We start from the raw sequence: 24,229 nt of genomic DNA, 5'->3' as shown, positions 1-24,229 counted from the left end.
GAGAAAATAATATAGATGAAAATTGCAATAACAAATTGAACACATTCCAAAAATAAAGCGACCTAGTTTAATTTGCAGAATAAATTCGGTCTAATTCTGCTTCAAATAATTCTTCTGGAGTGTGATAGCCCAATCGTTTGGTTGGAGTGGCGTTGATTTCATCGGCAAAGGACAAGATGTCTTCGGGGGTAAATCCATTCATCGACTTGCCTTTTGGTATAAATTTTCTCAAAATTCGATTGGTTCTCTCGTTGATAGGCCGTTCCCACGAGGAATAAGGATGGGCGAAATAAATTTTGGTTCCCAATGCTTCAAAGGTGGCAAAATCGGCAAATTCACTACCATTATCCGTGGTGATTGTCTTGAAAACTTGGCTGAATTTATCGCCATATTCTACCTTCAACTGCGCTACAGCAGCGGCTACGCCATTTGTGGTTTTCTCGTCAATTTGGATGGCTAAATAGTTGCCAGTCAGCCGCTCTACGATGGTGAATGCCGCTTTTTCACCCTTTCGTTTTTTGCCTAAAACAGTGTCCGACTCCCAATGGCCAAAGGTGTTTCTATCGTTAACTTCTTCTGGTCGCTCATCAATGCTTTTACCATTCAAATGTTTTGAAATCCTTGGTTTCCCACGCTGACGTCGACTTAGAACCTCTGGAAGTTCAAATAATGTCAACGGTAGTTCGTCTTTCCACAACAAATTATACAAGGTTTTGGTGCTAGGAATAAGCTGGTTTTGAAACTTTGGCAACAGTTTTGCATGACCAACACAAGCATCTAACGACCATTTGTGTACACGCACTTTTTCTATGTGTTGTGTGGTAACTTTATTCTAACAGATAATCCATTCACCATGGACTTTTTTATGTGTTCAATTTCATTTTACAATTAACCCTTTTTTCGCTTAGTTGGTTCTTCACGAACTTTATACCGCTTAAACACACAACCCCTAAAAGCCACGGCTGACACTCCAACAACTTGGACTGTCAGCCGTAGCTTTTTTACGTTTCAAGGAGAACTTTCACGTACGACAAATTCACCGAGCAGGAAATAATCATTGTTAAAGACACTGACCTTCCAGACCTTATCGCCAGCATTGCTGGGTTCGGTGTTTATTTGGGTCATGTCTATGATACTCGCGCTCATGGTATATTCCCAATTTTTCAAGCTCTATATGGCAACGGCGATTGCACCTTGCCAGCGATGATGTCAAGCATCAACAGTCAAATTGCACCCAAGTGCGACACCCTTGTAATGCTCACCGCTGAGGCTGCCATCGATAAATTGGCATCGTGTAAATGATGCACTCAGGCTGTTTCAAAAGTCCCGCAGGACTTTTGAAACAGCCTTTTTCTTATAATTGCACATGGATGCGGCTAGTTTTCAATGGGGGCAACTTATGATTCATATACGTTGCGCAAGAAACGGGCGAACATAACAGCAGCTTCACAACGGGTCAGCTGGTCGCTGCAGTTGAGATAACCATTGGTATCCCCTTGGAGCACGCCTTCTTCTACCGCCCACATGACGTAGGTCATGGCCCAATCGCTGGGGGCATCTGCAAAGCCAGACAAATCAGCCAGAACAGACAAATCGTAGTCAAAATGGAGGCAATTATCATAGAGAATACTGGCAAATTCTTGTCTGGAGATGATGCGGTCAGGGCGATACAGCCCATCCGTGTACCCATCTACCACACCATGTGCGGCACACCAGTTGATGGCAGGTTCATGCCATTGACCAACCACCACATCAGGGAAGAAATCAAATTCTGTACGCTCTGGTTGACCCTCAAGATTGTACATCAACTGTGCCACCATGGCACGGCTGTTGCCATCATAGGGGCTAAAGGTGGTGGCAGTGGTGCCAGACATAATTCCAAGGTTATAGAGATAGAGCACATCTTCATAGAACCAGTCGTCTACGCTCACATCCACGAAGGGCAAAGCGTTATCACCAGAAGCGGAGCCATCGCTGTTCAGTTCCACGAAGGTGACAGTGACGGTGACGCTGGCGCCAGGTTGCAAGTAGCTGTAAGTGCCATCGACGTTGTCGGTGACAGATACCTCACGGCCAGAGGAATAGGTGACAGTCACCGTGCCTACTTCGTACCCTTCGTCAGGGTCGGTGGTGATGGTAATTTTACTGCCAGAAGTAGCTTTGCTAGAACTGACGGACACATCGCCGTTGGACGCAGACGCCACGGAGGAGTTGTAAGTAGAGGCCGCAGAGGAGCTGGAGCTATAGACCACGGTGTCCTCGTTGGCGAAAGCGATGGCGTAGAGGGAGTAACACGTAGCGTGGATTTCCAAAGAGCTCTTGTCGTCAGATACTTTGATGTATTCGCCATTGAGCTCTGTTTCGGTTAAGGTGTCCACGCCACCGTTGTGATAGCGATAGACCACATAGTCGTCGTGACCCTGGAAGATCCCAGTCAAGGGGATGTAGAACACCAGGGGGTCGTCCAATTCGGTTTCTGGGGTGTGCGTGCTTTCGTAGCCAACTTTGGTGGTCAGGTCGATGTTCATGTACAGCTTCAAATTATCATCGGTCAAACCAGCTGTGGCGGCTTCGGTCTTGATGGCATTCACTTCGGCGTTATTGGTCACATCCTCAAGGGCGCTGATGGTGAGTTTTGCTTCGCTGTTTTGGGTGCCACTATTGGTGCCGACTTCTACCAACGCATTCAAACCGTCCACCGTCAAAGCAGGCATACCGCTTTGGACGGTCAAAATGGCTCTTTGAACCACGTTGGGCAACGTAAAGTTCTGGGTATCGGCCACCCCATCGGACACATCTACATATGCGGTGATGGTGCAAGCATTGTCCAAATCATAGGTGACAACCAGGTTGTATCGCCCAGCTGGGATGGTGAAGGCGTAGTTGCCAGAGCTATCTGTTTCATCAGAGGCTACCAAAGTGCTCCCTTGGTACAAGGCCACACCTACACGGCTGATACCCACGTCAGTTGCACCATTCAAATCGGTGCCGGTGATGGTGCCAGAGATTAGGTTGGTGATGGTTGTAGGTGCTTCCACGGCAGTGAACACCACATCGCTGGCGGATTGGACATAACGGCCATCAAAGGCATAGGTGGTGTCGGAGCCTTCTAAGAGCCATCCGGTGTATAGGTCTTCATATGCAGGGGTTTCGTCCAAATTGGGCAGGTTATGAATGGTTTGGTATAAGAATCCATCTGCTTGGAGATAGATGGATCCATCAGGCCACTTATAAGTGACGCTGTAGGTGGCGGGGGCGGCATCTTCATAAATGGTGAAGGCGCCAATTTGCTTGCCAGTGGACTCCATGGTACCCATGTGGCGGTAGTTGGTGGTATTGAAGGTAGCGGCCACGTAGTAATTGCCTGAGGTAGTGGGTTTTTCGGTATCCCACACTCCGCTTTCTGCCAAGCTGTATTGGAGGTAATAGTCAGTGCCTTCCACCAAGATATGTCCATTTTCGGCAGTGGGGGTGATGGTTAAATCCCCTGCATTTGCCACGGTGACAATGCTATTTGTAATCGCAAAGCTGACAGCCGCAGGTTGCACCACTTGGGTAATCATTTGGGTGGCGTTTGCTAGGGCGGGGCTATACGTACCGTCAGGTACTGTTTCCACGAATTTCACGTCGTAGGTATAGGTGCCAGTGTTTGTCAGGGTGACGGTATCGCCATCAAAATCAGTGTTTGTGCTGCTGTCCCAAGCATCGTCTGCGAGTGTAACCCATTGGAACGAACCCTCGTCAGTGATGTCGGTGTATGTGCCATCATACACCACCACTTTACCGCCGTATAGGTCGTCGGCACTTTGGGTTTCACCATAGACAATATCGGTGGCAGTGGGCCATGCGATATAGACAAGGGGCATGGTGATGGTGACTTGGGAGGTGTAGTCAGAGGTTTCGCTGATGGTGTAATTATCAGCATCTGTGCCTGTTAAGGCAAAGCCACTTGCCGTGACCGCAAAGGTTTCTTCCCCTGTGGCGGCGAGGGTTGCGTTTGTGGCATAATTTTCATCATTGATTTCGCCAATGGCATCGGTAAAATCAATGCGCACGCTGTCGCCATCTTCTACGCCAGTGAGTAAGGCCCCTGTGTTGAGGGCAACTTCATAGCTAGTGCTATCCACCTCTTGGTCGATGCAGGTGATGGCGGAAATGGTGACTGGTTTGGCGCTGACGGTGAGAGTGCCAGAGCTGTAACAGGCAGCGTCATCTGCTGTTGCGGCCACTTTTACGGTGATGTCAAAGGTGCCAACTTTTGTAACGGTGACGTTGCCATCTTCGTCGATGGTACCTTCGCCAGTGCCACCAGTGATGATGTAGGTGCGTGTGCCAGTGCTTTCGATGCCTGTGAACATAGAATCGGTAGAAATTGGCTCTGCGGTGTATTCCACGTCAGCCATATCTATACCATCTATCTCATCTTCTGTGTCCCAGAACGCCAAGCCATAGACACCAGATTTTTGTGCGGTCAAGGTGAGTAAATCGCCCACGACAGTGAAGTCGCCAGCTGTAAGCTCTACTACACTGCTCCCATTATCAAAATAGACCGTGTAGTTGTCATAGCCTTGATAAAGACCAGCCAGTGGGATGTAGAAGGTAAGGGAGTCAAAACCTGTCAGGTCGATTTCGCTATAGCCTGCGGCATCATTTGCACGTTCTTGAATGCTCAAGTCGATATAGAACTTAGCATTGTCGGCAGTGAGGGCAGATTTTGCGGCTTCTGCCAAAATGGCGGCAGTGTCGCTACTGGGCGTGAGCTCCACCTTGACAGAGCGTGTTTCGTTAGACCCAATTAAATCTTCCATGCCGTCCACGGTGATGGCGGTCATGCCAGAGGCCACGTTGAAAATGGTGTTTTGGCGAATGTCAGGGATGGAGATTGTAGGCATTACTGTAGTGCCGTTCAGATTCACATACAAGGTGATTTCGTTGCGAATCACTTGGTCACGGGTGACCACTACATTGTAGCGTCCGGCAGGGACATCGAATTCATAGTTGCCATTTCCATCGGTGACAGCCACAGCAATTTGCTCTGGACCTTGCATCAATGTCACAACCACACCTGCTAGTCGGGTGTTTGTATTCCCCTCCAAATCGGTGCCAGTGATGGTGCCACTTAGGTTGACTGTCGAAACAGCAGGGACTGCTGTAAATGTGACAGAATATTCTGGTTGTGCAAAACGGCTACCGAACGCATAGACCACCTCAGAGCCAGAAGAGGAAGTCTTCCATGCGGAATATTCATCTTCGTCTAAAGTTGGCAGAATGTGGATGGTTTGAGGAAGGGCGTCTGTGATGTCGTAGTCTGCACCACCTGTATAACCATCAAAAGTCACACTGTAGGTTGTGGATGCAGAAGTTTCATAAATCTCAAACGCACCAATTTGCTTGGCTGTACTTTCCTGTGTGCCTGCATGGCGGTAGTTAGCGGTAAGACTTGCGCCCACCAGATAGCTACCCACGGCGGTGGGTTCTGTGTCTACCCAAGCCCCGTCCACATAGTACAAATAGTCGTAATCAGACATGGGTACTGTATCGCCATTTTCATCTTTGACGATAATAGACAGGGGCGTGCCATATTCTAACGTGCTATCTGCAATGGTAAAGGTCACTTCCGCCGCTTGCACCACTTGGCTTACGTTGTGGGTCAAGGCTTCCACTGCGGCGATATATTTGTCATAGTCAGCAACAATATAACCGCCTTCGGTAGCGCTTTTAATATCATCATCAAACTCAAATTGCACTGCATAGGTATGGGTGCCAGCATCGTCCACGGTGCCAGTTTCCACCCAGACAAAGTCGCCCTTATCGGTGATGTCGTAGTATTCGCCATCATACAAAATCACAACGGTGCCACCGATTAAATCCGCATCGCTGTAGGCGTTCCCATAGACAATATCCTGAGCAGTGGGCCATGAAATGTAAGGGGTGGCGACGTTGATGTCTACGGTGGTGGCGCTGTCAACATTGACCGTGCCACCATTGACGGTTTTCAAAACATAGTTGCCAGCATCGTCACCTGTGATGGAAACATCGTGGATAAGGACATCGTAGGTATCTTCCACACCTTCTTGGTAATCCTCATCCACAATCATGCCGTACGCCACGGTGAAGTCGATGGAGACATCGTCGCTATTGACCACGCCAGTGAGGTTGCCTTGGGTGTTGTCCAGTTCCACTTTTTTGTCCACTTCGCTCCCAATGGTGGCAATCCCTGTGATATACACTGGTTTTGCAGTCACCGTCAAGGTAGAAGTCTGCCATGTGGGTGGGTTGGTGGAACTGTGAGGGGTGTAGGCCTCGATGGTGAAGGTGCCGATGCTAGAAACATCCAAATCTTCACCGTCAATGGTACCGACCCCCGTGCCACCTATGATGGTATAGACGGTATCACTGGTCAAAACATCAAACATACCCAGTTTTGACAAATCAACGTCCCCTTTGGCATATTCTTCTATGGCGGTGTCCCCCGTAAGGGTTTGTGATTCTGTGAGATAGATTTGGGTGTCGTTTTGTCTCACAGCGTAATAGGATTCTACATCGGATTGCAAATTGCCGTCCTCGTCGGTGGCATTGGTGGCAACAAGCCCCAAACCAGCGGCAGAGGTGACGTACATAGCGTTGCCGTTAAAGCCGTCAAAGGTGATGGTTTTGCCGTTGTAAAGATAGACGTTGGAGGGGAGAATGTCAGCGCCAACGGTGTCAATCATGGTAAGTGGGGTGCCATTTTTATTTGTAGTCTCGATTTGTTTCGTCGTTACACTTTCCACAACGTAGTTGCCAGACACTTGGGCATTGTCAGAAATGGTCATAACACCTGAAACCACATCCACACCAACGGCAACACCTGTGGATTTGTTGCCTGTAATGCTGGCATTGTCCGACATATTCAAGATGCTGTTATAGGAGGGCATATACACGCCAGCGCCACCGCCGTCGCCAGAAATATTGTCGGAAATGCGACTGGTGTCGGTCATAGTCAAGGTACCGCCACCAAAATTGTAGAAGCCAGAGCCTAGATACGAACCGTAGTTATCGTGAATGGAGGCATCGCCAGACATGGTGAACACACCGCCACTATATACGCCGGCACCACTGGTGGGCGCGTAGTTATAGGCGATTTCGCCGCCGTACATATTCACAACACTCCCTGAGCGGATGAACAAACCGCCGGCATAGGAGCTAGAGGAGTTGTAGGCAATGACGCCGCTATACATATTAAATGTACCTTCGTAGTTGTACACGCCGCCACCCCAATGACCTGTGACGGAACAGCTACAACCTAGGATATTGCCGCCATACATATTAAATGTAGCGTAATTTTGGATGAACACACCAGCGCCACCCTTATCAAAAGAGCTGGCACCATAAATGGCACCACCCACGATTTCGATGGGATTGCTGGCAGCAGCTAGTGCGGTTGCTTTTTCTTCATCGGTTGCTGTTTCCCAACGACCATCTTCGGTTGTTACCCAACCGTTTTCATCGTAATAGCGCACTTGTGTACCGCAATCGTACAAATTTAAGGTTGCACTGTTTTTGGGGTTTAAAATAGTGCGATTGGAATTTTGCATGGCAATATCGAACCCGTTGAGGCAGAGATTCACCGTTGCCCCTGGCCAGATGTATATGGTGACGCCCATTTTCAAAGTTTCAGCCAGATAATAACTGCCTTCGTTGAGGTAATAGTGACCACCGCTGAGGGTCATATACTGCCCGATGGTTGCTGTGGTCAGCGCCTGCCAATCATCGTGATTGGCGACGGTGCAGACGTCCGCACTTCTGTCGGTGTCTGAATCCACCGCAAAGACGGTTGTGCCACCATAACAACTAAACATCATCACCAAGGTCATAACCCATGCCAAAAAACGTGTGCGCTTCTTCATATTTATTCCAACCTTCCCTCTATATATCTTTCCTTATTTTATCATATTTGTTAATGAATGGAAAGGTCTTTTTGCATTTTTTGGTCACTGTTTTACCTAGCTAAAAACATGGTGGTTGTGGCATTTGTGTGATTGAAGTGGAGGGCAAATAATTTTATTTGAAGGGGGCGTAACCCCCTTCAACCTTCGTAGACATCTTCGATGAAAAAGCCATTGAACAGGGAATTCAAAAAAATACCAAGGGGATTTTTATCGAAAGTCTCAGCAAGTTATCATGGAATTAGCTTTACAGAGGCCTGTGGAAACGTGGCCTTTATTGTGAAAATCTGTGCCGTGCTACTTCGCGATTTAGGGGCAACCCGATCTCTGCGTATAGAGCGACATATGGAAAACGCATTGAACGTAGTGAGATTTCTGGAAAAACACCCGAAGGTAGCAAAGGTCAACCACCCAGCAGTATCCCAAGACGAGAGACAACAGGCACTTTACAAAAAGTGCTTGCTAAAAGGCGGCGCATCCATCTTTACCTTTGGTAAGGAGGAACTTTGTATGGTTCATCCTTTTGCGGTGAGAAAATTTAGTTGTTCCAGTCGCTTTATGGTGCGGTTCAGTGCTAGATGGAAGGTGTTGGTTTCCTTAAACCATGGTTCTAGCCAAAGATTTTCTATGGTCAGCTTCTCGGTTTTTCGATTGTATTGGAGTTCAATTCTGCCTACAAAGTCAGCGCCGTAAACGACGGGCATGGTGTAGTAACCATATTTTTGTTTTTCCTTTGGGGTGTATATCTCCCATTTATAGTCGAAGTCGAACAGGGCTTTTATCAGTTTTCTGTCCCAGATAAGGCTGTCCAGAGGCGCAATCAGCTCGCACCGTTTCTTGTGATGCGTTCCTTCTATGACATCCTCTAAAATTGGCTTTGCACTGCTGGGTATATAGCATTTTTGGGAAATTCCTGTCACAGAAAGCTCCATAACTTGTCCTGTCTGTACCAACCCATCAAAGGCTTCTGTTCGATTGTGGGCGGTCAAACCGTGAATGTTCAGCCAGCCATCAGATGCCTTATTCCAAAGTAGACCAGTGGCTTTTACTCTCCGCAGAACGTGCCACTGGAGCCGCTGGGCTTCTGTTGGAAATGTATATTCTTGGCGATATTTTGGATTTTTCAAAATGCTTCACTCTGGAGCATAGCACCAATTCGGCATTTTTGCCACAGACGTCAATGGGGTCATATTGCAAAGCGGTTACATGGCGGACAAAGGCCAAAGCCCCATCTATGCCCTCGTATTGGTGTACACCCAAAAGACCGTGGTACAGCATGAGAAAGGTTTTTGCCTGTTTTTTTGATAAATTCATGGCGCTACTCCTGCAAGTCGCCAACGATGGACGTGTAAATGGTTGCCATATTGTCCACGGATTTTTGAAATCCAGATTTGACCCAAAGTTCAAACATGGCAAGGGTGCCTTGTGCATGAAAGGCGAAAATAAAGCTGAGATTTTCATCGTCCACGGTATTTAGAATGTTGTGGGGCAAAATGGAATTGACCAAGGCCATATGGTTGTTAAATGCTTCGTTGAAGATGTGAAAGATACGATTTTGGAACAGCAATGTGAAGATTTCTCTTTTTTCTTTGCCAAAGACATAAAATGTCCGTGCAAAATTGTACAGGGTAAATTCTGCACCACTGGTCAATCTAGTCATGTATTCTGCCATCAAATTATGGCAAATATAGCGGACAATATCGTCTTTTTCCTTAAAATTGTTGTAAAAAGTTTTCCGTACCAATGGGGTATTTGCAAGAATTTCCGAAATGGTGATGTCCTCATAGGCACTGGTTTGCATAATTTCCAAAAAGGCGGCTACAATAATTTCCTTGGATTTTTGAGACATAATTTCCCTCCAAATATTTACTCGTATGAGTAAAGTGTACCACGAAAGAAGTGGTTTGTAAATCTAGTTTACACAAAAAAATCAATGTGTGTAAGTTCTGCATTATCGCTTTACATCTCCATTTTTTTCTGATATACTCAAGCCGTAAATACACAGATGTATAAATAAAGGAGAGCAATATGAGTAAATATGTGGCAGAATTTTATGTGGAAAAGGAAATACAAGCACCCAGTCAAGTTATTTGGAATATTATCGCAAAACCTGAAGGATTGACAGAATATCATCCATTTATGGAAAAACACACCTTGACCAGTTCCCAGTGGGGTCACATTGGCGACCAAGATTTGCTGAACTATTATAGTGGGTTTGTTTATGAGCGTACCATTGTTGCATGGATCGATGGTGTGGGATTTGATGTATACTATAATGGACCCTAGAAACCAAACCAGCACTCGAAAAATTATCGTGAACGTGATACAATATCAAAAACGATAAACGAGAGGAGAACATATCATGCCACGAAGCAGTTACAGCGCCGAATATAAGGCCAAGATCGTCCTAGAAGTCCTCCAGGGTGAGAAGGAATTAAACGTTATCGCTGCCGAGCAGGGGGTTAATCCCAACATGATTCGCAACTGGAAGAAGGAATTTATATCCAATGCCAGTCAGGTTTTCGATGAGAAAAAGCAGGTCAAAGAAGCACATCGGAAGGAGGTTGCCCTGAAAAAAGAGAAGGAGCAGATGCTCCGCACCATCGGCCAATTGACACTGGAGCGAGACTTTATTCAGGGTGCCTTTCGGGACTGCGGCATCCCCGTCCCCAAGTTCCCTCAGGACTGACGCAGACCTGTCCATCCGCCGTCAATGTGAGCTGCTGGGTCTGCCCCGAGGGCAGGTCTACTACCAGCCTGTGGAGGTCGACCAGGAGGCCAAGCGCTGGCGGGAGCACATCATGGCACGCATCGACTACTGGCACACCCAAATGCCCTACATCGGCTCTCGAAAGCTGGTGACCAAGCTGGCCACCGACCAGATTTTTGTGGGTCGCAAGCTGGTTAGGCGACTGATGTGCGAGATGGGAATTCATGCTCTCTATCCCAAGGCAAATCTCTCAAAACGCAACTTTAAAGAGTCTATCGTACCATATTTGCTGAGAAATAAGGTTGTCTCGTTCCCGAATCAAGTGTGGTCAATCGACATCACTTACATCAAAATGCACCACGGGCACATGTATTTGACGGCGATTATCGACTGGTATAGCCGTCTGATTGTGGGCTGGAGTCTGTCCGATACGCTGGACACAGATAACGTCATCGCCGCTGTCCAGCGCGCAATTTCTAGCCACGGCACCCCCGCTTTTCTCAATTCTGACCAAGGATGTCAGTTCACAAGCTCCCAATATAAGGGGTTTTTGAAGGCAAATCACATTGTCCAAAGCATGGATGGTAAGTCCCGTTGGGCGGATAATATCATGATTGAGCGGTGGTTCCGTAGCCTGAAAACCGAGGAAATTTACCTCAACGAGTATCAAAATCCTAGGGTATTGCGCCGTGGAATTGGAAATTATATCAAGCAGTACAACACCTTCAGACCCCATCAAGCACTGGGAAATCAGACTCCAGAGGCCGTGTATGGGGCAGCCTTCACAACGCCAACCAACCACCTTGACAGTCTGGCACAGGCTGGTTGAGGACTGGTGGCGACGGGAGGTCGTGGGTTGTAGGCGGAGGCCGTTCCCCTCGCCTTTCCCATTGTACCAGCCTGACCCAGTCGGTCAAGGCAACCCTTCGGGCGGCTACCCTGGAGGTAACCACAACCAGGCTTGGCTCAGGAAGCAAAATAGGTTGTTGTGTTCACGATAAATTTTGAGGAAGTGGTCTTGACAGGGGGACCATTATATACAACACCACCCACGGCAAGCAACCCTGTACTGCACAATGGCGTATCACACCAACAAGCGACAATTCCTGCGTGGTGCGTATCACTGGAATCGCCAATTTCTTAGAGGCGTTCCCTTCCTTTGTGGCCAAGCTGGTCTTGCGATACAAAATGAAGCCAACCCTATCCGATTACGTGGAAAATTTATTAAAAGGATTAGAATACCATGCTGTAACTGGGAAGAAAATTCAAAAAAATCAATTCGGTGGCCATAAAATGTTTTCGCCATCGGATGTGTAAGGTGACAACAAAGGGAGTGTAACGGTATGGAATTTGCGCAACCCCAAATCATGGATTTTATTCCCATGTCCCAAAGAGAGAATTTTGAAACCCTGATGGCACTGGGTGAGGAATTATCCTTGAAAATCAAGATAGAGCGAAGCAAAAAAGGGGACAGCATCAAGTACACCATGAAAGAAAAAAACCGCAACTTGTTCTCTCTCAAGGGAAACGGTCGCACCTTGGAAATCAAGCCTGCCCTTTGGCATTTGGACGCATATAGAGACACCGTGGAGCAGCAGGGCGACAGCATTAAGTCGGTGATTGTCCAGGCCAGAGCCTGTAAAAATTGCAGCGACCGTTGCGGTGGTGGTGCCAGATTTACCTTGGATGGCACGGAACATTATAAATGCTTGTTCAGCGGGTTTACCTATGCCAACCCAGCGGAGGAGGATGTAGAAACCCTGTGTCAACTGATTACCATGGAACACGATGGGAGAAGGAAAACATGACCACACAAGCAGAAATCATCGCCCACTGCCTTACCCACATGGGTGCCTACGAAGACCATCCATTTCGGAGCAATATGGACTACTGCGTGGTTCGACACGGTAGTGGTGGAAAGGTTTTTGCACTCATATTTCAAAAAGACGGGAAGCCATGGGTCAATTTAAAGATGGAGCCTATGTTGGGCGATTTTTTAAGACAATCCTTCGATGCCGTGGTGCCAGCTTACCACATGAATAAAATCCACTGGATTTCTGTTATTCTAGACGGCAGTGTGCCCGATGCAGACATTCACCACTGGGTGGCACATAGCTTTGATTTGACAGCAAAAAAGAGAAAGTTATCCAATGCAAATGCAAAAGTAGGCGAATTTTAAAATGCACCTGTTTTTTTAAAGTTTTCAGACCTGTTCAATATAACACAAGACGGCTACTTCCGCATGATGCGGAAGTAGCCGTCTGCTTTTCTTTTTGTACAGCGCCTTTTATGACTATTTCGCCATATTTTTGCCAGGGGTTATTGACCCATGCAAATCAGATAGCCCACAGCGCCGTCGCTGAGTACGGTGCTTGCGGCGTCGAAGAGTTCGGCCTCCGCATCCATCATGGTGTTGGCAATACCCCACAAAACTGCATCGTGGAGATAGCTGTTTTCGCTCACGTCAGTAAAGATATTTTCCACATCCACCTCTGGTGTGCCAGCGTTGCGATAGAGGAAGGTCAGCAATTGACCCTTGGTGCACAGGGCGTCGGGATCAAAGGTGGTGGCGGTGGTGCCAGTGGTGATGCCAGCTTCCACAGCCCATAAAATGGCGTCATAATAACCGTCGTCAGCGTTCACATCGGTGAAGGGATTGTCAATGGCAGAGGATGTCTGCCCCATAGAATCCCACAGCAGGGCGATGGCCTGTGCTCTGGTGAAGGTGTATTCTATAGTGAGGTTGCGTTCTGTCGTATAGGGGAAGACCAAGGCGGAACGCATTTGCAAATTGATGTCTGGTTGCCCCACTATGCTGGCGGTAAAGCCAGTTAACGTGGTTTCATCCAAGTCAAATGTGGTAAATTCATTCATACAATACAGATAATCGGAGAGGCCAGTGACGTTTAAGTTGGGTGTGCCTTCCACCACAGACGCATCAAAGGCGGAGATGACAACTGTGCCTGCGTCGGCATAAATATCCGCTGTGTCGCTAAATTGGAACAAACCCTTAACCGTAAACACGCCGTCTTCAGCATCGGTAAAATCCACCACGGTATACATGGTTAGACCTGAAGTGAATTTGACGTTGGAAAAGGACACTGTGCCGTCGTTATCGATAATGGTGGAGCCACCGATGATGGATACAGTGGCATCCTTGGTTTTTCCACCAGACAAGAAGCCAATGCTGTCACTTGCACCACCGCTGATGGTAATGGCACCACCGCTGATGATGGTATCGGCGGAGTTGACCTCAATACCCCAGCCACCCTGCTGGCCTAGATCGATATCCAGTGTGCCACCGTCCATCAAAAACCCTGATAAATCATTGGCTTCATAGTCGCAAACAGCCACGATGCCAGCAAAGGCATCACCGTCTAGTGTGACGGAAAGCGCACCGCTGTGCATAGCGAATTGCCCCACGGAGAATGCAACCTGACCTGCACAAATGGCCTGCAAAGAGCCGTCGCCGGTAATGGTCAATGTGCCATAATCTACGTCTTGCTCGTTCAGTGGTTCCATGTTTTCATCATAGGCTTCTACGGCGTTGAAGCAGAAATATGCGTTGGCTTGCAACAGGTTTTCACCCACCAAAATCAAGTCCACATCGGTGACCGCTTGGATGCAATAGTCTGCAATGATGGTGGCATTGTCCAAAATGAGGATGGCGGGTGCGTCCTCTGCGGCAGGGGTGAAGTAGAGGAAACCGTCTCCTGCGGTGTAATAGGTGGCTTGGTCTACGCCGCGCAAAATCAGTCCTTCCAAGAGCTCGTTTTCATTGTCGTCGGTGGTTTCGCAGGCTTGGCCACCATAGACATAGGTGGTGTCGCCATAGTCCACCGTTTCCTCGGCCGCAAAAGCAACCGTGGTTAGCAGGGTCATGGTCAGCAGGGTCAGCAGGAACTTTTTCATAATACTACCTCCATTGTTTTGAATTTTAATTTATTTTCCAACAAATGCGTCAAGACGGGTGGTGACGTTTTGCTGTAAATTCCGATAGAAAAATTGATAGTCATACAGATGGTAAATCCCATCCGCAAAGATGGATAGCACGGGGGGATAGTCCTCTGGAGTGATGGTATCGTCCACAATCAAGGTGCCGCGTTCCGCGTCCAAATAAGCCCCCGTTAAGGCAGGGAGTTCTGACACAATGGCACCGTCGTAATCGGTAAAGCAAGCCCCAAGGTTTAAGGTCGCGTCACCATAAGTGCTGTCGGTGCACCAGTTCAAAGGATTGATACCCAAGGTGGTGGTGGGCACCATCAGTGAGGTGTCCATGCCGTCTGCTTCGGTGTTGAAGGTGATCATTACCCCAGTGTCGTCAGCACCTTGCGCCAATTGTAGGTGGGGCGTTTCGTCTACTTCTTCTTGGGTGATGCCCCAGCCAATGGCGTAGCAGGCCACCAACTGATCTTGGTAGCCCTCAGCGTCAAAAAATTCTTCTACCAGACGCATACACAGGTCTGCCCCTTGGGAAAAGCCTGCTAATACAATAGGGCGACCGTCGTTGGCGGTGTCCATGTAATACACAAAGGCATCTCGCACGCTTTGGTAAGCCTGCTCTAAATAGGCATCTTGTTGGGCTTGCTCCAGTTCGTACACCTCAATAGACACTTGGGTGTAATAGGGGGCGTAAAAGGTGCAATTTTGGTCATAAATTCCTTTTTCCATGTTGGTAGCCCCTAAAAAGTTGGCCTTGGTGGCTTCATCGTCCATGGACATCAGATAGAGTTCCTCTGTGGTGGAATACACCGTGGGCGCAATGAAAAAGCAATCTGCATCACCGTCGCCCTCGGCCCAATAGGCCCAACTGTCGGCTTGGGCGTACAAAGCGGCTCCCATGGCATCATATCGGCTGAAAAACGCATCTAATTGGGTGTCGGTACACAGCGCATCGGGACGGAAAGTGCCGTCTCCATAGCCGATGGTTATGCCTTGGGCTGCCGCCCATACAATGGCCTCATAATCGGCATCATCTGGACTTACATCGCTGAACGGGTTGGCGATTTGGGCAGTGGGCGCGCCAGCATCCTGCCAAAGGGATGCAATCACATCGCCACGACTGGCGGCGGTGGTATCCGCTGCCTCTGTCAAAATGGTAATCCGTCCTTGTCCGTTGGGGTGGGCGTAGGCATCGCCCACCACGCCCCCTAGCATATCTTCCACATAGGCAATCAGCAGTTCATTGTCCACCATCACCCGGTCTTTCACCACCTCTGCACCCTCAAACATGGTCATGCCATCCCCGAAGGATAAGAGCATATAGTCGTGGGAGCCAACGGTGTAATAGGCTTCTAAATCCAAGGGTTGGCCGCCAATCATCACGTCTGTCACGCGGTAATCACCATCCACGCGAAGGAAACTGCCTTTGTCATCTGTCACCACAGAAGAGGGGATGGTGGTGTCGATGGTGTAGGTCATGCCAGAAACCTGCATGAAGGCTGGGTTTACCTCTGGCGCACTGATCGCCCCTAGTTCCAAGGTATCTAGCAACACCTGCCCAGTGACACGCACGGAGGTGGCGTTGTTGCCCCATGGGTTCACGGCGATGATGTCGGCATAGGTGATATCGCCTGCGGCAATGTCGGCACGGATGCCACCGCCATTGATGATGGCAACATCGGCGTCCAACACGGTGCGGTAAGCATCGGCAACCAAGTCGCCCAGATTGGTTTCTTGACTGCGGACAATCTCTGCCCCAGTTGCAAGGTCGGTGGCAATCAGCGCCACATCACTGGTGGCTACCACGGAGTTGAGAAGGGTTTCAAAGTCTGCGTTGATATCGTCGATAACGGTCTGCACCGTGGCATCTTTTTCGGTGTAATCTTCCACAGAGACCAGCTCTGCGGTGATGCCGTCGTCGGTGATGGTGATTTTGCCAATGTTGTTGAATTTTTCCCCTGTCTGGCTCATGAGTACCATGTCACCATCAAGGTTTGCCACTTCTTCCCCTGCGGCCTCCGTGTGGGAGTGACCGTCAATCAGTACATCCATCCCTGTGGTGTTGGCGATGACATCGGTGGAGCGCCAAGGGGCGGCGGTTTCTTCAATGCCTAGATGGGCAATGCCAATCACATAGTCAGCGCCATCGGCAAGCGCCTCATCAATGGCGGTTTGGACGGTGTCGTACAAGTCTTGTCCATTGTTGCCTTGGCAAAAACCGTAGATAAAGTCACCGTTTTCATCCATAAAATAAGAGGGAGTGGCTTTGGTAAAGGTTTCTGGGGTGGTGATGCCCACATAGGCCACGTCCACATCGCCATAGCTGTAAATCACATAGGGGTCAAAGACAGATGCGCCTGTGGCAGTGTCCACAAAGTTGCAGGAAACCACATCGCTCTCTAGCTGTTCCATCAAATAAAACATTTGGGGCACTTGATAGTCAAACTCATGGTTGCCCAAGGTGACAATGTCATAGCCCACTTGGTTCATAATCTCGATGATGGCTTCCCCATCGGTGAGGGCACCAATGGCGTCCCCTTGGACAAAGTCCCCAGCATCCACCAAGGTGACATAGTTGCCTTCCGTCTCCATCAGTGCCTTATAGCTGGCAACCCCAGCGAAGCCGTGGTCGTTTTCAATGTCACAGTGGGTGTCGTTGGTGTGGAGAATGACAATGGGTGCTTCTTGGGTGTCCACTGCCATGGCAGTAGGGCTGGCCAGTCCCAGCACCATGGCCAATGTCAGCAAGGATGTTGAAAATTTGTGAGGCATAGAAAGGTGCTCCTTTCAAATGTTGAAGAATATTATAGGTAGTATATCATAAATTCTGGAAGTTTGCATCTATTTTAAACGTGTATTTAGAAAATTATCAGGAAAGAAACCCTGTATATCGTACAAAAATCCCACACGAGAATTGGTGGATTCTACCAATTCTCGTGTGGGAGCTATCTCTGTTTTCACCCAGTGACCTGAGTTTTTCAAAGTCTTTTGATTTTAATACATTAATCTTTGGTCAGCTTGCGCTTAATTCTGCGGGGTTTGGCGGCTTCTACGCCGAGACGGGCGATACGGTCACGTTGGTAAGAGTCGAAGTTGCCTTCGTGCCAGTGCCAAATGCCGGGCTCCGCGTCGGTGCCTTCCCAAGCAATGATGTGGGTGGCAATACGGTCTAAGAAGAAACGGTCATGGCTGATGACCACAGAGCAACCAGGGAAGCCCAACAGGGCTTCTTCCAAGCTAGACAGGGTGGCGATGTCCAAGTCGTTGGTGGGTTCGTCAAGCAAAATCAGGTTGCCGCCTTTTTTCAGCGTCAGCGCCAAGTTCAAGCGGTTGCGTTCACCGCCAGAGAGCACTCCTGCCTTTTTCTGTTGGTCAGAGCCTTTGAACCCAAAGCCAGACAGGTAGGCACGGCTTTGCACCGACACACCGCCTACTTGCATCAGGTCGTTGCCGCCAGACACCACTTCCCACAGGGTCTTATCAGGGTCGATGCCTTCGCGGTTTTGGTCAACGTAAGAAATATCCACGGTTTGCCCGATGTCCAAGGTGCCACCGCTCAGCTCTTCTAAGCCCACAATGGACTTGAACAGCGTGGTTTTACCCACACCGTTGGGGCCGATGACACCAACGATGCCGCCTTGTGGCAGGGAGAAGGACAGGTTTTCAATGAGCACACGGTCGCCAAAGGACTTTTGGATTTGGTCGGCGATGATGACCTTTGTGCCCAGACGAGAACCAGCCACAATTTTAATGTCGCTAAAGTCGTTGCTTTTATTTGCGGCGGCTTCGGCTTCCATTTCGTTGAAGCGGGTCAAACGGGCTTTACTCTTGGCTTGACGGGCTTTGGGGGAACTACGCACCCAGTCTAGTTCTGCTTCGATGCGCTTGACCAGCTTGGCCTGTTGTTGGCCTTGGGCAGCCAGACGCTTGGCTTTGGTTTCCAAATAGGTGGAATAGTTGCCTTCGTAGGGGTAGAGTTGTCCGCGGTCCACTTCGCAAATCCATGCCGCCACGTTGTCTAGGAAGTAACGGTCATGGGTGACTGCCAACACAGAGCCGGGGTAGTTTTTCAAGAAATGTTCTAGCCAGAGCACAGATTCTGCGTCCAAATGGTTGGTGGGTTCGTCTAAGAGCAGCAAGTCAGGGGCTTCTAAAAGCAGCTTGCACAGTGCCACACGACGCCGTTCACCGCCAGAGAGAATGCTGATGGGAGCGTCGCCATCGGGGCATTGCAGTGCGTCCATGGCCATGTACAGCTTGCTGTCAATGTCCCAACCGTCGGCGGCATCGATGGCGGCTTGCAAGTCACCCATTTCGGTCATCAGGGCATCAAAATCAGCGTCTTCTTCGCCCATTTCGATCCCAATTTGGTTGAAGCGTTCAATCTTGGCTTGCAGACCAGAGAAGGCCATGCGGATGTTTTCGATGACGGTTTTGTCCTCGTCTAGAGGGGGCTCTTGATGGAGCATGCCCACGGTGAACCCAGCGGCCAATTCTGCTTCGCCGTTGGAGATTTCTTCCAGCCCAGCCATCACCTTTAGCAGTGTGGATTTACCCATGCCGTTGGGGCCGACGACACCGATTTTGGCACCGTAATAGAAGGAGAGGGAGACGTCATTCAAAATGACCTTGTCCCCATGTGCCTTGCGGGCCTTGTACATATGGTATATAAATTCTGGCATATGTGTTACCTACCTTTATCATTGTTATTATAAATAGTATACCATAGACTGATGTCAAAAGCTAGACCATTCTCTAAGGGGTGAAACACCACTTGGGGCGCATAATCTATGGTCGCTGGGTCTGGTAAAAGAGCGGATTTGGATGGTTGGTGCAGGTGTTGTTGATTGTTTTTGATAGAGTGTGATTATTATAAAAATAGTTGAACGAGTTATTGTGTATACCTATTAAAATGAAGGGATATTTTTATGATTATTGCACAATTTTTGGAAGTTATTGGATTTTTGTGGAAATGTGTGGAGATTAAAATGCGACAAAATTTAGTATGGCAACGTTACCATAAAATGGGGTGCTAAATTGTATATTGCTACGAAAATCCCTTTTGTTGATTGACTTGATACAGACACGCTGTTATAATCACGTCATGGCAACGTTGCCAAAATAGGAGGGTGGTTATGAAAAAGAATTTGATTTTTATCTTGGCTGACCAGTTTTGCTTTGACTTATTAGATCAGGTGGGGGACTTGCAACTTACCAATTTGCAACAGCTCAGAGCAGACAGTGTGAGTTTTGATCGCTGTCACACAGTCAACCCAGTCTGTTCACCTTCGCGCGCCAGTATGCTCAGCGCGACGTATCCCCATACCCATGGGATGGTGGATTGTACCCATACTGTACCGCAATATCGTGCAGACTATGATGCAAGTCTTGATACCTTTACCAGAGTGTTGAAAAACAGTGGCTACCATATGGGGTATTTTGGTAAATGGCATATTGAGCGGACATATCACTTGGAAGACTACGGCTTCGATGAATATGAAACCGAAGATACATTGGTGCAACAAAGTAGAACCGTCACCAAACGTATCACTGTGAACCACGAAACATATGAGCCGCTTACTTTGGCTGCTGTGTATGAAAAGGGTGCCGTAACAGAAGAAGAATATTTGATGAATCGTGGCATTTCCTTCATAGAACAAGCCCCAAAGGATCAGCCATTTGGCCTGTTTTTGTCCATGTATGCGCCTCATGACCCTTATCTATGTGATGAGGAAATGTTTGCCACGGCCTTGGCGGCTAAATTGCCATTGCCCCTCAATTTCAATTCCCCTAAAGAGGGAAGACCCAACGTTTATAAGCGTTTGCGTGAAATTTGGGATGTGTTGAGCACAGAGGAAATTCAAGAAGTTATTGCCATTTATCATGGCTTTGCAAAAATTCTAGACAACCAATTGGGCGTTTTGATGACCTATTTGAAAGAAAAGGGTCTCTATGATGATTGCACCATTGTCTTCACCACTGACCATGGGGACGCCATGGGCGCACATGGGTGTTTTAACAAGTCGGTTATGCCCATTGAGGAAAGCTATCACATTCCGCTGTTGGTGAAAGACTCCCAGTTGACACCATCTCGGAACCAAACCTTGGTGCAAAATATGGATATTGGCCCCACAGTGTTGGATTTGCTAGATTTGCCTTCTTACAGTGCACCTGTAGATGGGGTTTCCTTGGTGCCATGGGCAAAAGGGGAGACTGACCAGCCACGTTCCATCATGGCTGAGTTCCATGGCCTGCGGTATTTCTACACCCAACGTATTGTCTGGTCTGAACAATATAAATATGTGTTCAATGCTTTTGACTGCGATGAGCTTTATGATTTGGATGCAGACCCTTATGAATTGAAAAATCTGGGGCAAGATCCAGCGTATACGCCTGTTGTGAAACAACTTTGCTCCAAAATGTGGGAATTGGCAGAAAAGAGCAATGACTTCACATTGCTACAAGCCCAATATTTTACCCATCGCTTTGCACCTGTGGGTCCCAAATGTGTGTCCACTAGCGCCACTGTGACAGGTAAATTTATTAAAACGGTTTAAGAGGTGATGCTATGAAAAAGATTTCTGGTTTAGCCTTGGGTTGCTTTTTCACCCTTTTGTTTATTGCGGTCTATTGCTTGATTCCCTATGGAATTAAAGATGCAACCACAGGGGTGATGGGCGCACGGTTTATTCCCAAGCTGTTGTTTATTGGGGGGGCTTTGATTGCTGCAGTGTTTGCTGTGGTATTTCGTAAGGAATGCTATGAAGTTGACCTAAAAGTGTACCCCATGGTCATTGGATTGTTTGTATATTATTTCTTAGTACTATACATTGGCTTTTTGATTAGCACATTGCTGATGATGATGGCCTATGGCTATTTGTGGGGCGTGCGCAACCCAAAGATTCTAGTGGGATTGGGCATCGGAACACCTGTTATGCTCTATGTGTTTTTTGAGATATTGCTCAGCATTTCGTTGCCGTCGGGATTGTTGTTTTAAGCGTCTATTCTCTGGAGAATGGATTTTTATAACTGACAATTTAAAACTTTAGTAAAATCAAAATGGAATGGAATAATCTATGAATGCGTTTTATGAAATCCTAGCCAACACCGTCACATTACCCATTGTGATGATTGTGCTTGGCGGCACAGTATTTGGCACAGTTTTGGGTGCGATTCCCGGTTTGAGTGTAAACTTAGCTGTGGCCATTATGATTCCTGCTACATTTTATATGTCTCCTGTAGAGGCCATGGCCTTGCTCATAGCTATTTATAAAAGCGGTACATATGGCGGCTCAGTGTCTGCCATTTTGTTGGGGACGCCCGGTACACCAGCGGCCAGTGCAACGGTCATCGATGGCTATGCCATGGCAAAAAAAGGACAGGCCAGCAAGGCCTTGAACACGGCGCTGTTTTCCTCTGCCTTTGCAGATGTGTTTAGCAACATTGTCTTGATTATTTTTGCGGCACAAATCGCAAAAATCGCCATTCAGTTTGGGCCTGCAGAATACACATTGCTGATTTTGTTCTCCTTGATTGTCATTGGTGGCATTGCCTCTGATTCTTTAATCAAAGGTATTTTGGCTTCCCTCATTGGGCTTTCCTTGGCTGTCATCGGGATGGACCCCATGACAGGGAACACATCCTTTACCTTTGGGAGCATGAACTTGCTCAGCGGGATTCCGCTGGTGCCCATGCTCATTGGCTTGTTTGCCATTTCGGAAGTGTTGGGAGAATACTCCAACCACATCCGCAAGAAAATGATGGACGAGGCACAAAAAGACGCTGGCAGTAAATTAACATTGAAAGAATTTATAGAGTTAACGCCAATTTTGCTGAAATCCAGTGCGTTGGGTGTGTTCATTGGGGCATTGCCCGGCAGTGGTTCGGCCACGGCCGCATTTTTGGCCTATAGTGAAGCCAAGCGCACCAGCAAGCATCCTGAAGAATTTGGTAAAGGCTCTATCGAAGGGGTTGCCGCTTGCGAAGCTGGTAACAATGCCGTTTGCGGTGCAACGTTGATTCCTTTGCTCACCTTGGGTATTCCTGGAGATACAGTGACGGCCATTATGTTTGGTGCGCTGATTTTACAAGGCATTACCCCTGGGCCTTTGGTGTTTGAACAACAAGGGGATGTGATTACAGGGATTTACATCACATTATTTATGGCCTCCATCAGCATGGTGTTGGTGGGTGTACTGGGCAACAAGTTGTTGCCACGGATTATGAATGTCAAACGAGCCTATTTGTTCCCTGTTATTACCGCTCTTTGCGTTGCAGGCACCTATGCCATGGGTCGCAATATGTTTGATGTGCTCATTATGATGATTTTCGGTGTGCTTGGGTATGTGCTCAAGTGTATCAAGCTTCCTGTGGCGCCGATTATCATTGGCTTTATTCTCTCGTCCCAGTTTGTCACCTCCCTGAAACAAGCGATGATTGTCTCCGACAACAGTTTGAGCATTTTTGTCTCTAGCCCAATCTGCTTGGTGTTCATTGTCTTAATTGTTGCAGTGGTGGCGTATTATATTCAAAATGTCATTAAAATGAAGAAAAGAGGAACTGAATCATGAAAAAGTATCTAGCTCTCCTACTGGCAAGTATGTTGACCCTGACCACCCTGAGTGGCTGTAGTTCTTCAAGCAGCTCTGATGCGCCTGAAGAATATCCTACCGAAGCCATTACCTTCCTTGTGCCTTGGGCAGCTGGCGGTGCTACCGACATCATGGCCAGAGCTGTAGCTCAATCTGCTGAAGAAATTTTGGGACAACCTGTGGTGGTTGAAAACGTGGAAGGCGGCAACGCCACCATCGGCACTGCTCAAGCTGCCAATGCAGATGCAGACGGCTATACCATCTTGGTGGCTTCTACCTCTCCTAATATTTTGCAACCCTATTATGTGGACGTAACCTATACCCCAGAAAGCTTTGATGCCATCTGCCAAATCACCGTGAAAGACATGGTGATTGTTGCCAATGCAGACGCCCCATACGATACCATTGCCGAATACATTGCAATGTGCCAAGAAAATCCTGATTCCTTGCTGTTTGCTGTGAGCAACGGCAACCCTGCTCACTTGGCATTCTCTTCTATGATGACCCAATGTGACTTTAGCGCTAAGCATTATCCTGTGCAAAATGACTCAGAAACCATCACCAACGTGCTCAGCGGCGTGGCTGATATTGGCCTGTTGACCAGCGTGAGCGTGGGCGTTTCTCAAATTGAAGCTGGCGAATTGAAGGCGCTGGCTGTGTTCTCCACCGAACGTAGCAGCGTGTTGCCAGATGTGCCTACTTTGATTGAAGAAGGCATTGACATCAGCGCTGGTGCATGGACTGGCTTGATGGTGCCTGCAGGTATGCCTGAAGAAACTTTGGCACTGATTCGCGAAGCATTTGAAACCGTTATGATGGACCCTGCAACCGAAGAACTGCTAAGCCGTGCTGGCGAAACACTGAAATACCTCGATGGTGATGATTTCATGGATGTCGTTCTGGAAGAATATGTCACCTACGGCACCGAAATTGAAAACTTAGGCCTTGCTAATTAATGCTATAAAGTATATACTTGTAGCAGGGTAAGAGCTCCGCTTATCTGAGATGATAAGTGGAGCTCTTTCCACTATAAATATAGAGAAGAGAAGAGAAGAGGA

Annotated in this window: 18 protein-coding genes and 1 pseudogene; 11 read left to right on the top strand and 8 right to left on the bottom strand. The window is 48.1% G+C overall.

Annotation, left to right across the window (positions count from 1 at the left end):
• Positions 1-67 precede the first annotated feature (67 nt).
• Both RFF05_RS05545 and RFF05_RS05540 read right to left on the bottom strand, forming a co-directional pair.
• Positions 68-811 (bottom strand): IS30 family transposase, encoded by a 744-nt coding sequence (locus RFF05_RS05545; RefSeq protein ID WP_409970086.1) that lies wholly within the window; start codon positions 809-811, stop codon positions 68-70.
• Between the two features lie 586 nt (positions 812-1,397).
• Positions 1,398-7,889, bottom strand: a complete 6,492-nt coding sequence (locus RFF05_RS05540; RefSeq protein ID WP_409969384.1) for an S-layer homology domain-containing protein — start codon at positions 7,887-7,889, stop codon at positions 1,398-1,400.
• A gap of 201 nt (positions 7,890-8,090) precedes the next feature.
• Here RFF05_RS05540 and RFF05_RS05535 point away from each other — a divergent pair.
• Positions 8,091-8,414, top strand: a pseudogene (locus tag RFF05_RS05535) (PLP-dependent transferase); the annotation flags it as partial.
• A 29-nt stretch (positions 8,415-8,443) separates the two neighbouring features.
• Here RFF05_RS05535 and RFF05_RS05530 read toward each other — a convergent pair.
• The 3 genes from RFF05_RS05530 to RFF05_RS05520 are packed head-to-tail and all read right to left on the bottom strand — an operon-like array spanning position 8,444 to position 9,777.
• Entirely contained in the window at positions 8,444-9,055 is a 612-nt protein-coding gene (locus RFF05_RS05530) for a DNA glycosylase AlkZ-like family protein (RefSeq protein ID WP_409969383.1), read from the bottom strand.
• On the bottom strand, positions 8,949-9,242 hold the full coding sequence (locus tag RFF05_RS05525) for a hypothetical protein (protein WP_409969382.1): 294 nt from the start codon (positions 9,240-9,242) through the stop codon (positions 8,949-8,951). The genes RFF05_RS05530 and RFF05_RS05525 overlap by 107 nt, the downstream gene beginning before the upstream one ends.
• 4 nt (positions 9,243-9,246) lie before the next feature.
• Positions 9,247-9,777 carry a TetR/AcrR family transcriptional regulator gene (locus RFF05_RS05520; RefSeq protein WP_409969381.1) on the bottom strand — a complete coding sequence of 177 codons (531 nt, stop codon included), beginning with the start codon at positions 9,775-9,777 and terminating at the stop codon, positions 9,247-9,249.
• A gap of 179 nt (positions 9,778-9,956) precedes the next feature.
• Between RFF05_RS05520 and RFF05_RS05515 the strand changes: the two genes are divergently transcribed.
• The 6 genes from RFF05_RS05515 (at position 9,957) to RFF05_RS05490 (ending at position 12,817) form a co-directional block, all read left to right on the top strand.
• Positions 9,957-10,214: a hypothetical protein gene (locus RFF05_RS05515; protein ID WP_409969380.1), complete on the top strand. Its 258-nt coding sequence runs from the start codon at positions 9,957-9,959 to the stop codon at positions 10,212-10,214.
• A 76-nt stretch (positions 10,215-10,290) separates the two neighbouring features.
• Positions 10,291-10,617, top strand: coding sequence for a transposase (locus RFF05_RS05510; RefSeq protein WP_409967432.1), 327 nt, complete (start codon positions 10,291-10,293; stop codon positions 10,615-10,617).
• Positions 10,568-11,467 carry an IS3 family transposase gene (locus RFF05_RS05505; RefSeq protein ID WP_409967433.1) on the top strand — a complete coding sequence of 300 codons (900 nt, stop codon included), beginning with the start codon at positions 10,568-10,570 and terminating at the stop codon, positions 11,465-11,467. Before RFF05_RS05510 ends, RFF05_RS05505 begins: the two co-directional genes overlap by 50 nt.
• 284 nt (positions 11,468-11,751) lie before the next feature.
• Positions 11,752-11,955: a hypothetical protein gene (locus RFF05_RS05500; RefSeq protein ID WP_409969379.1), complete on the top strand. Its 204-nt coding sequence runs from the start codon at positions 11,752-11,754 to the stop codon at positions 11,953-11,955.
• A gap of 26 nt (positions 11,956-11,981) precedes the next feature.
• Complete coding sequence (locus RFF05_RS05495) at positions 11,982-12,446, top strand: hypothetical protein (RefSeq protein WP_409969378.1); 465 nt, start codon at positions 11,982-11,984, stop codon at positions 12,444-12,446.
• Entirely contained in the window at positions 12,443-12,817 is a 375-nt protein-coding gene (locus tag RFF05_RS05490; protein WP_409969377.1) for an MmcQ/YjbR family DNA-binding protein, read from the top strand. Before RFF05_RS05495 ends, RFF05_RS05490 begins: the two co-directional genes overlap by 4 nt.
• Before the next feature lie 140 nt (positions 12,818-12,957).
• Here RFF05_RS05490 and RFF05_RS05485 read toward each other — a convergent pair whose 3' ends face one another.
• The 3 genes from RFF05_RS05485 to ettA all read right to left on the bottom strand — a co-directional run bounded on the left by RFF05_RS05485 (position 12,958) and on the right by ettA (position 19,262).
• Positions 12,958-14,550, bottom strand: coding sequence for an S-layer homology domain-containing protein (locus RFF05_RS05485; protein ID WP_409969376.1), 1,593 nt, complete (start codon positions 14,548-14,550; stop codon positions 12,958-12,960).
• A 30-nt stretch (positions 14,551-14,580) separates the two neighbouring features.
• Positions 14,581-17,352: a DUF3089 domain-containing protein gene (locus tag RFF05_RS05480; protein WP_409969375.1), complete on the bottom strand. Its 2,772-nt coding sequence runs from the start codon at positions 17,350-17,352 to the stop codon at positions 14,581-14,583.
• Positions 17,353-17,582: 230 nt separating this feature from the next.
• The gene (gene ettA, locus RFF05_RS05475; RefSeq protein WP_409969374.1) at positions 17,583-19,262 is read right to left on the bottom strand and encodes an energy-dependent translational throttle protein EttA; all 1,680 of its coding nucleotides are present in this window, start codon (positions 19,260-19,262) and stop codon (positions 17,583-17,585) included.
• 453 nt (positions 19,263-19,715) lie between these two features.
• Here ettA and RFF05_RS05470 point away from each other — a divergent pair, with 453 nt between their 5' ends.
• The 4 genes from RFF05_RS05470 to RFF05_RS05455 all read left to right on the top strand — a co-directional run bounded on the left by RFF05_RS05470 (position 19,716) and on the right by RFF05_RS05455 (position 24,127).
• Entirely contained in the window at positions 19,716-21,137 is a 1,422-nt protein-coding gene (locus RFF05_RS05470; RefSeq protein WP_409969373.1) for a sulfatase-like hydrolase/transferase, read from the top strand.
• A gap of 11 nt (positions 21,138-21,148) precedes the next feature.
• Positions 21,149-21,577, top strand: a complete 429-nt coding sequence (locus RFF05_RS05465) for a tripartite tricarboxylate transporter TctB family protein (protein WP_409969372.1) — start codon at positions 21,149-21,151, stop codon at positions 21,575-21,577.
• A gap of 79 nt (positions 21,578-21,656) precedes the next feature.
• Complete coding sequence (locus tag RFF05_RS05460; protein WP_409969371.1) at positions 21,657-23,150, top strand: tripartite tricarboxylate transporter permease; 1,494 nt, start codon at positions 21,657-21,659, stop codon at positions 23,148-23,150.
• The gene (locus RFF05_RS05455; protein ID WP_409969370.1) at positions 23,147-24,127 is read left to right on the top strand and encodes a tripartite tricarboxylate transporter substrate binding protein; all 981 of its coding nucleotides are present in this window, start codon (positions 23,147-23,149) and stop codon (positions 24,125-24,127) included. The genes RFF05_RS05460 and RFF05_RS05455 overlap by 4 nt, the downstream gene beginning before the upstream one ends.
• Positions 24,128-24,229 lie beyond the last annotated feature (102 nt).

Origin of the sequence: Bengtsoniella intestinalis, assembly GCF_039719005.1 — a bacterium.
Lineage (GTDB): Bacteria > Bacillota > Clostridia > Oscillospirales > Oscillospiraceae > Oscillibacter > Oscillibacter intestinalis.
Note: the sequence above shows the minus strand (reverse complement) of the source record. Positions and strands in the feature narration are given on the sequence as shown.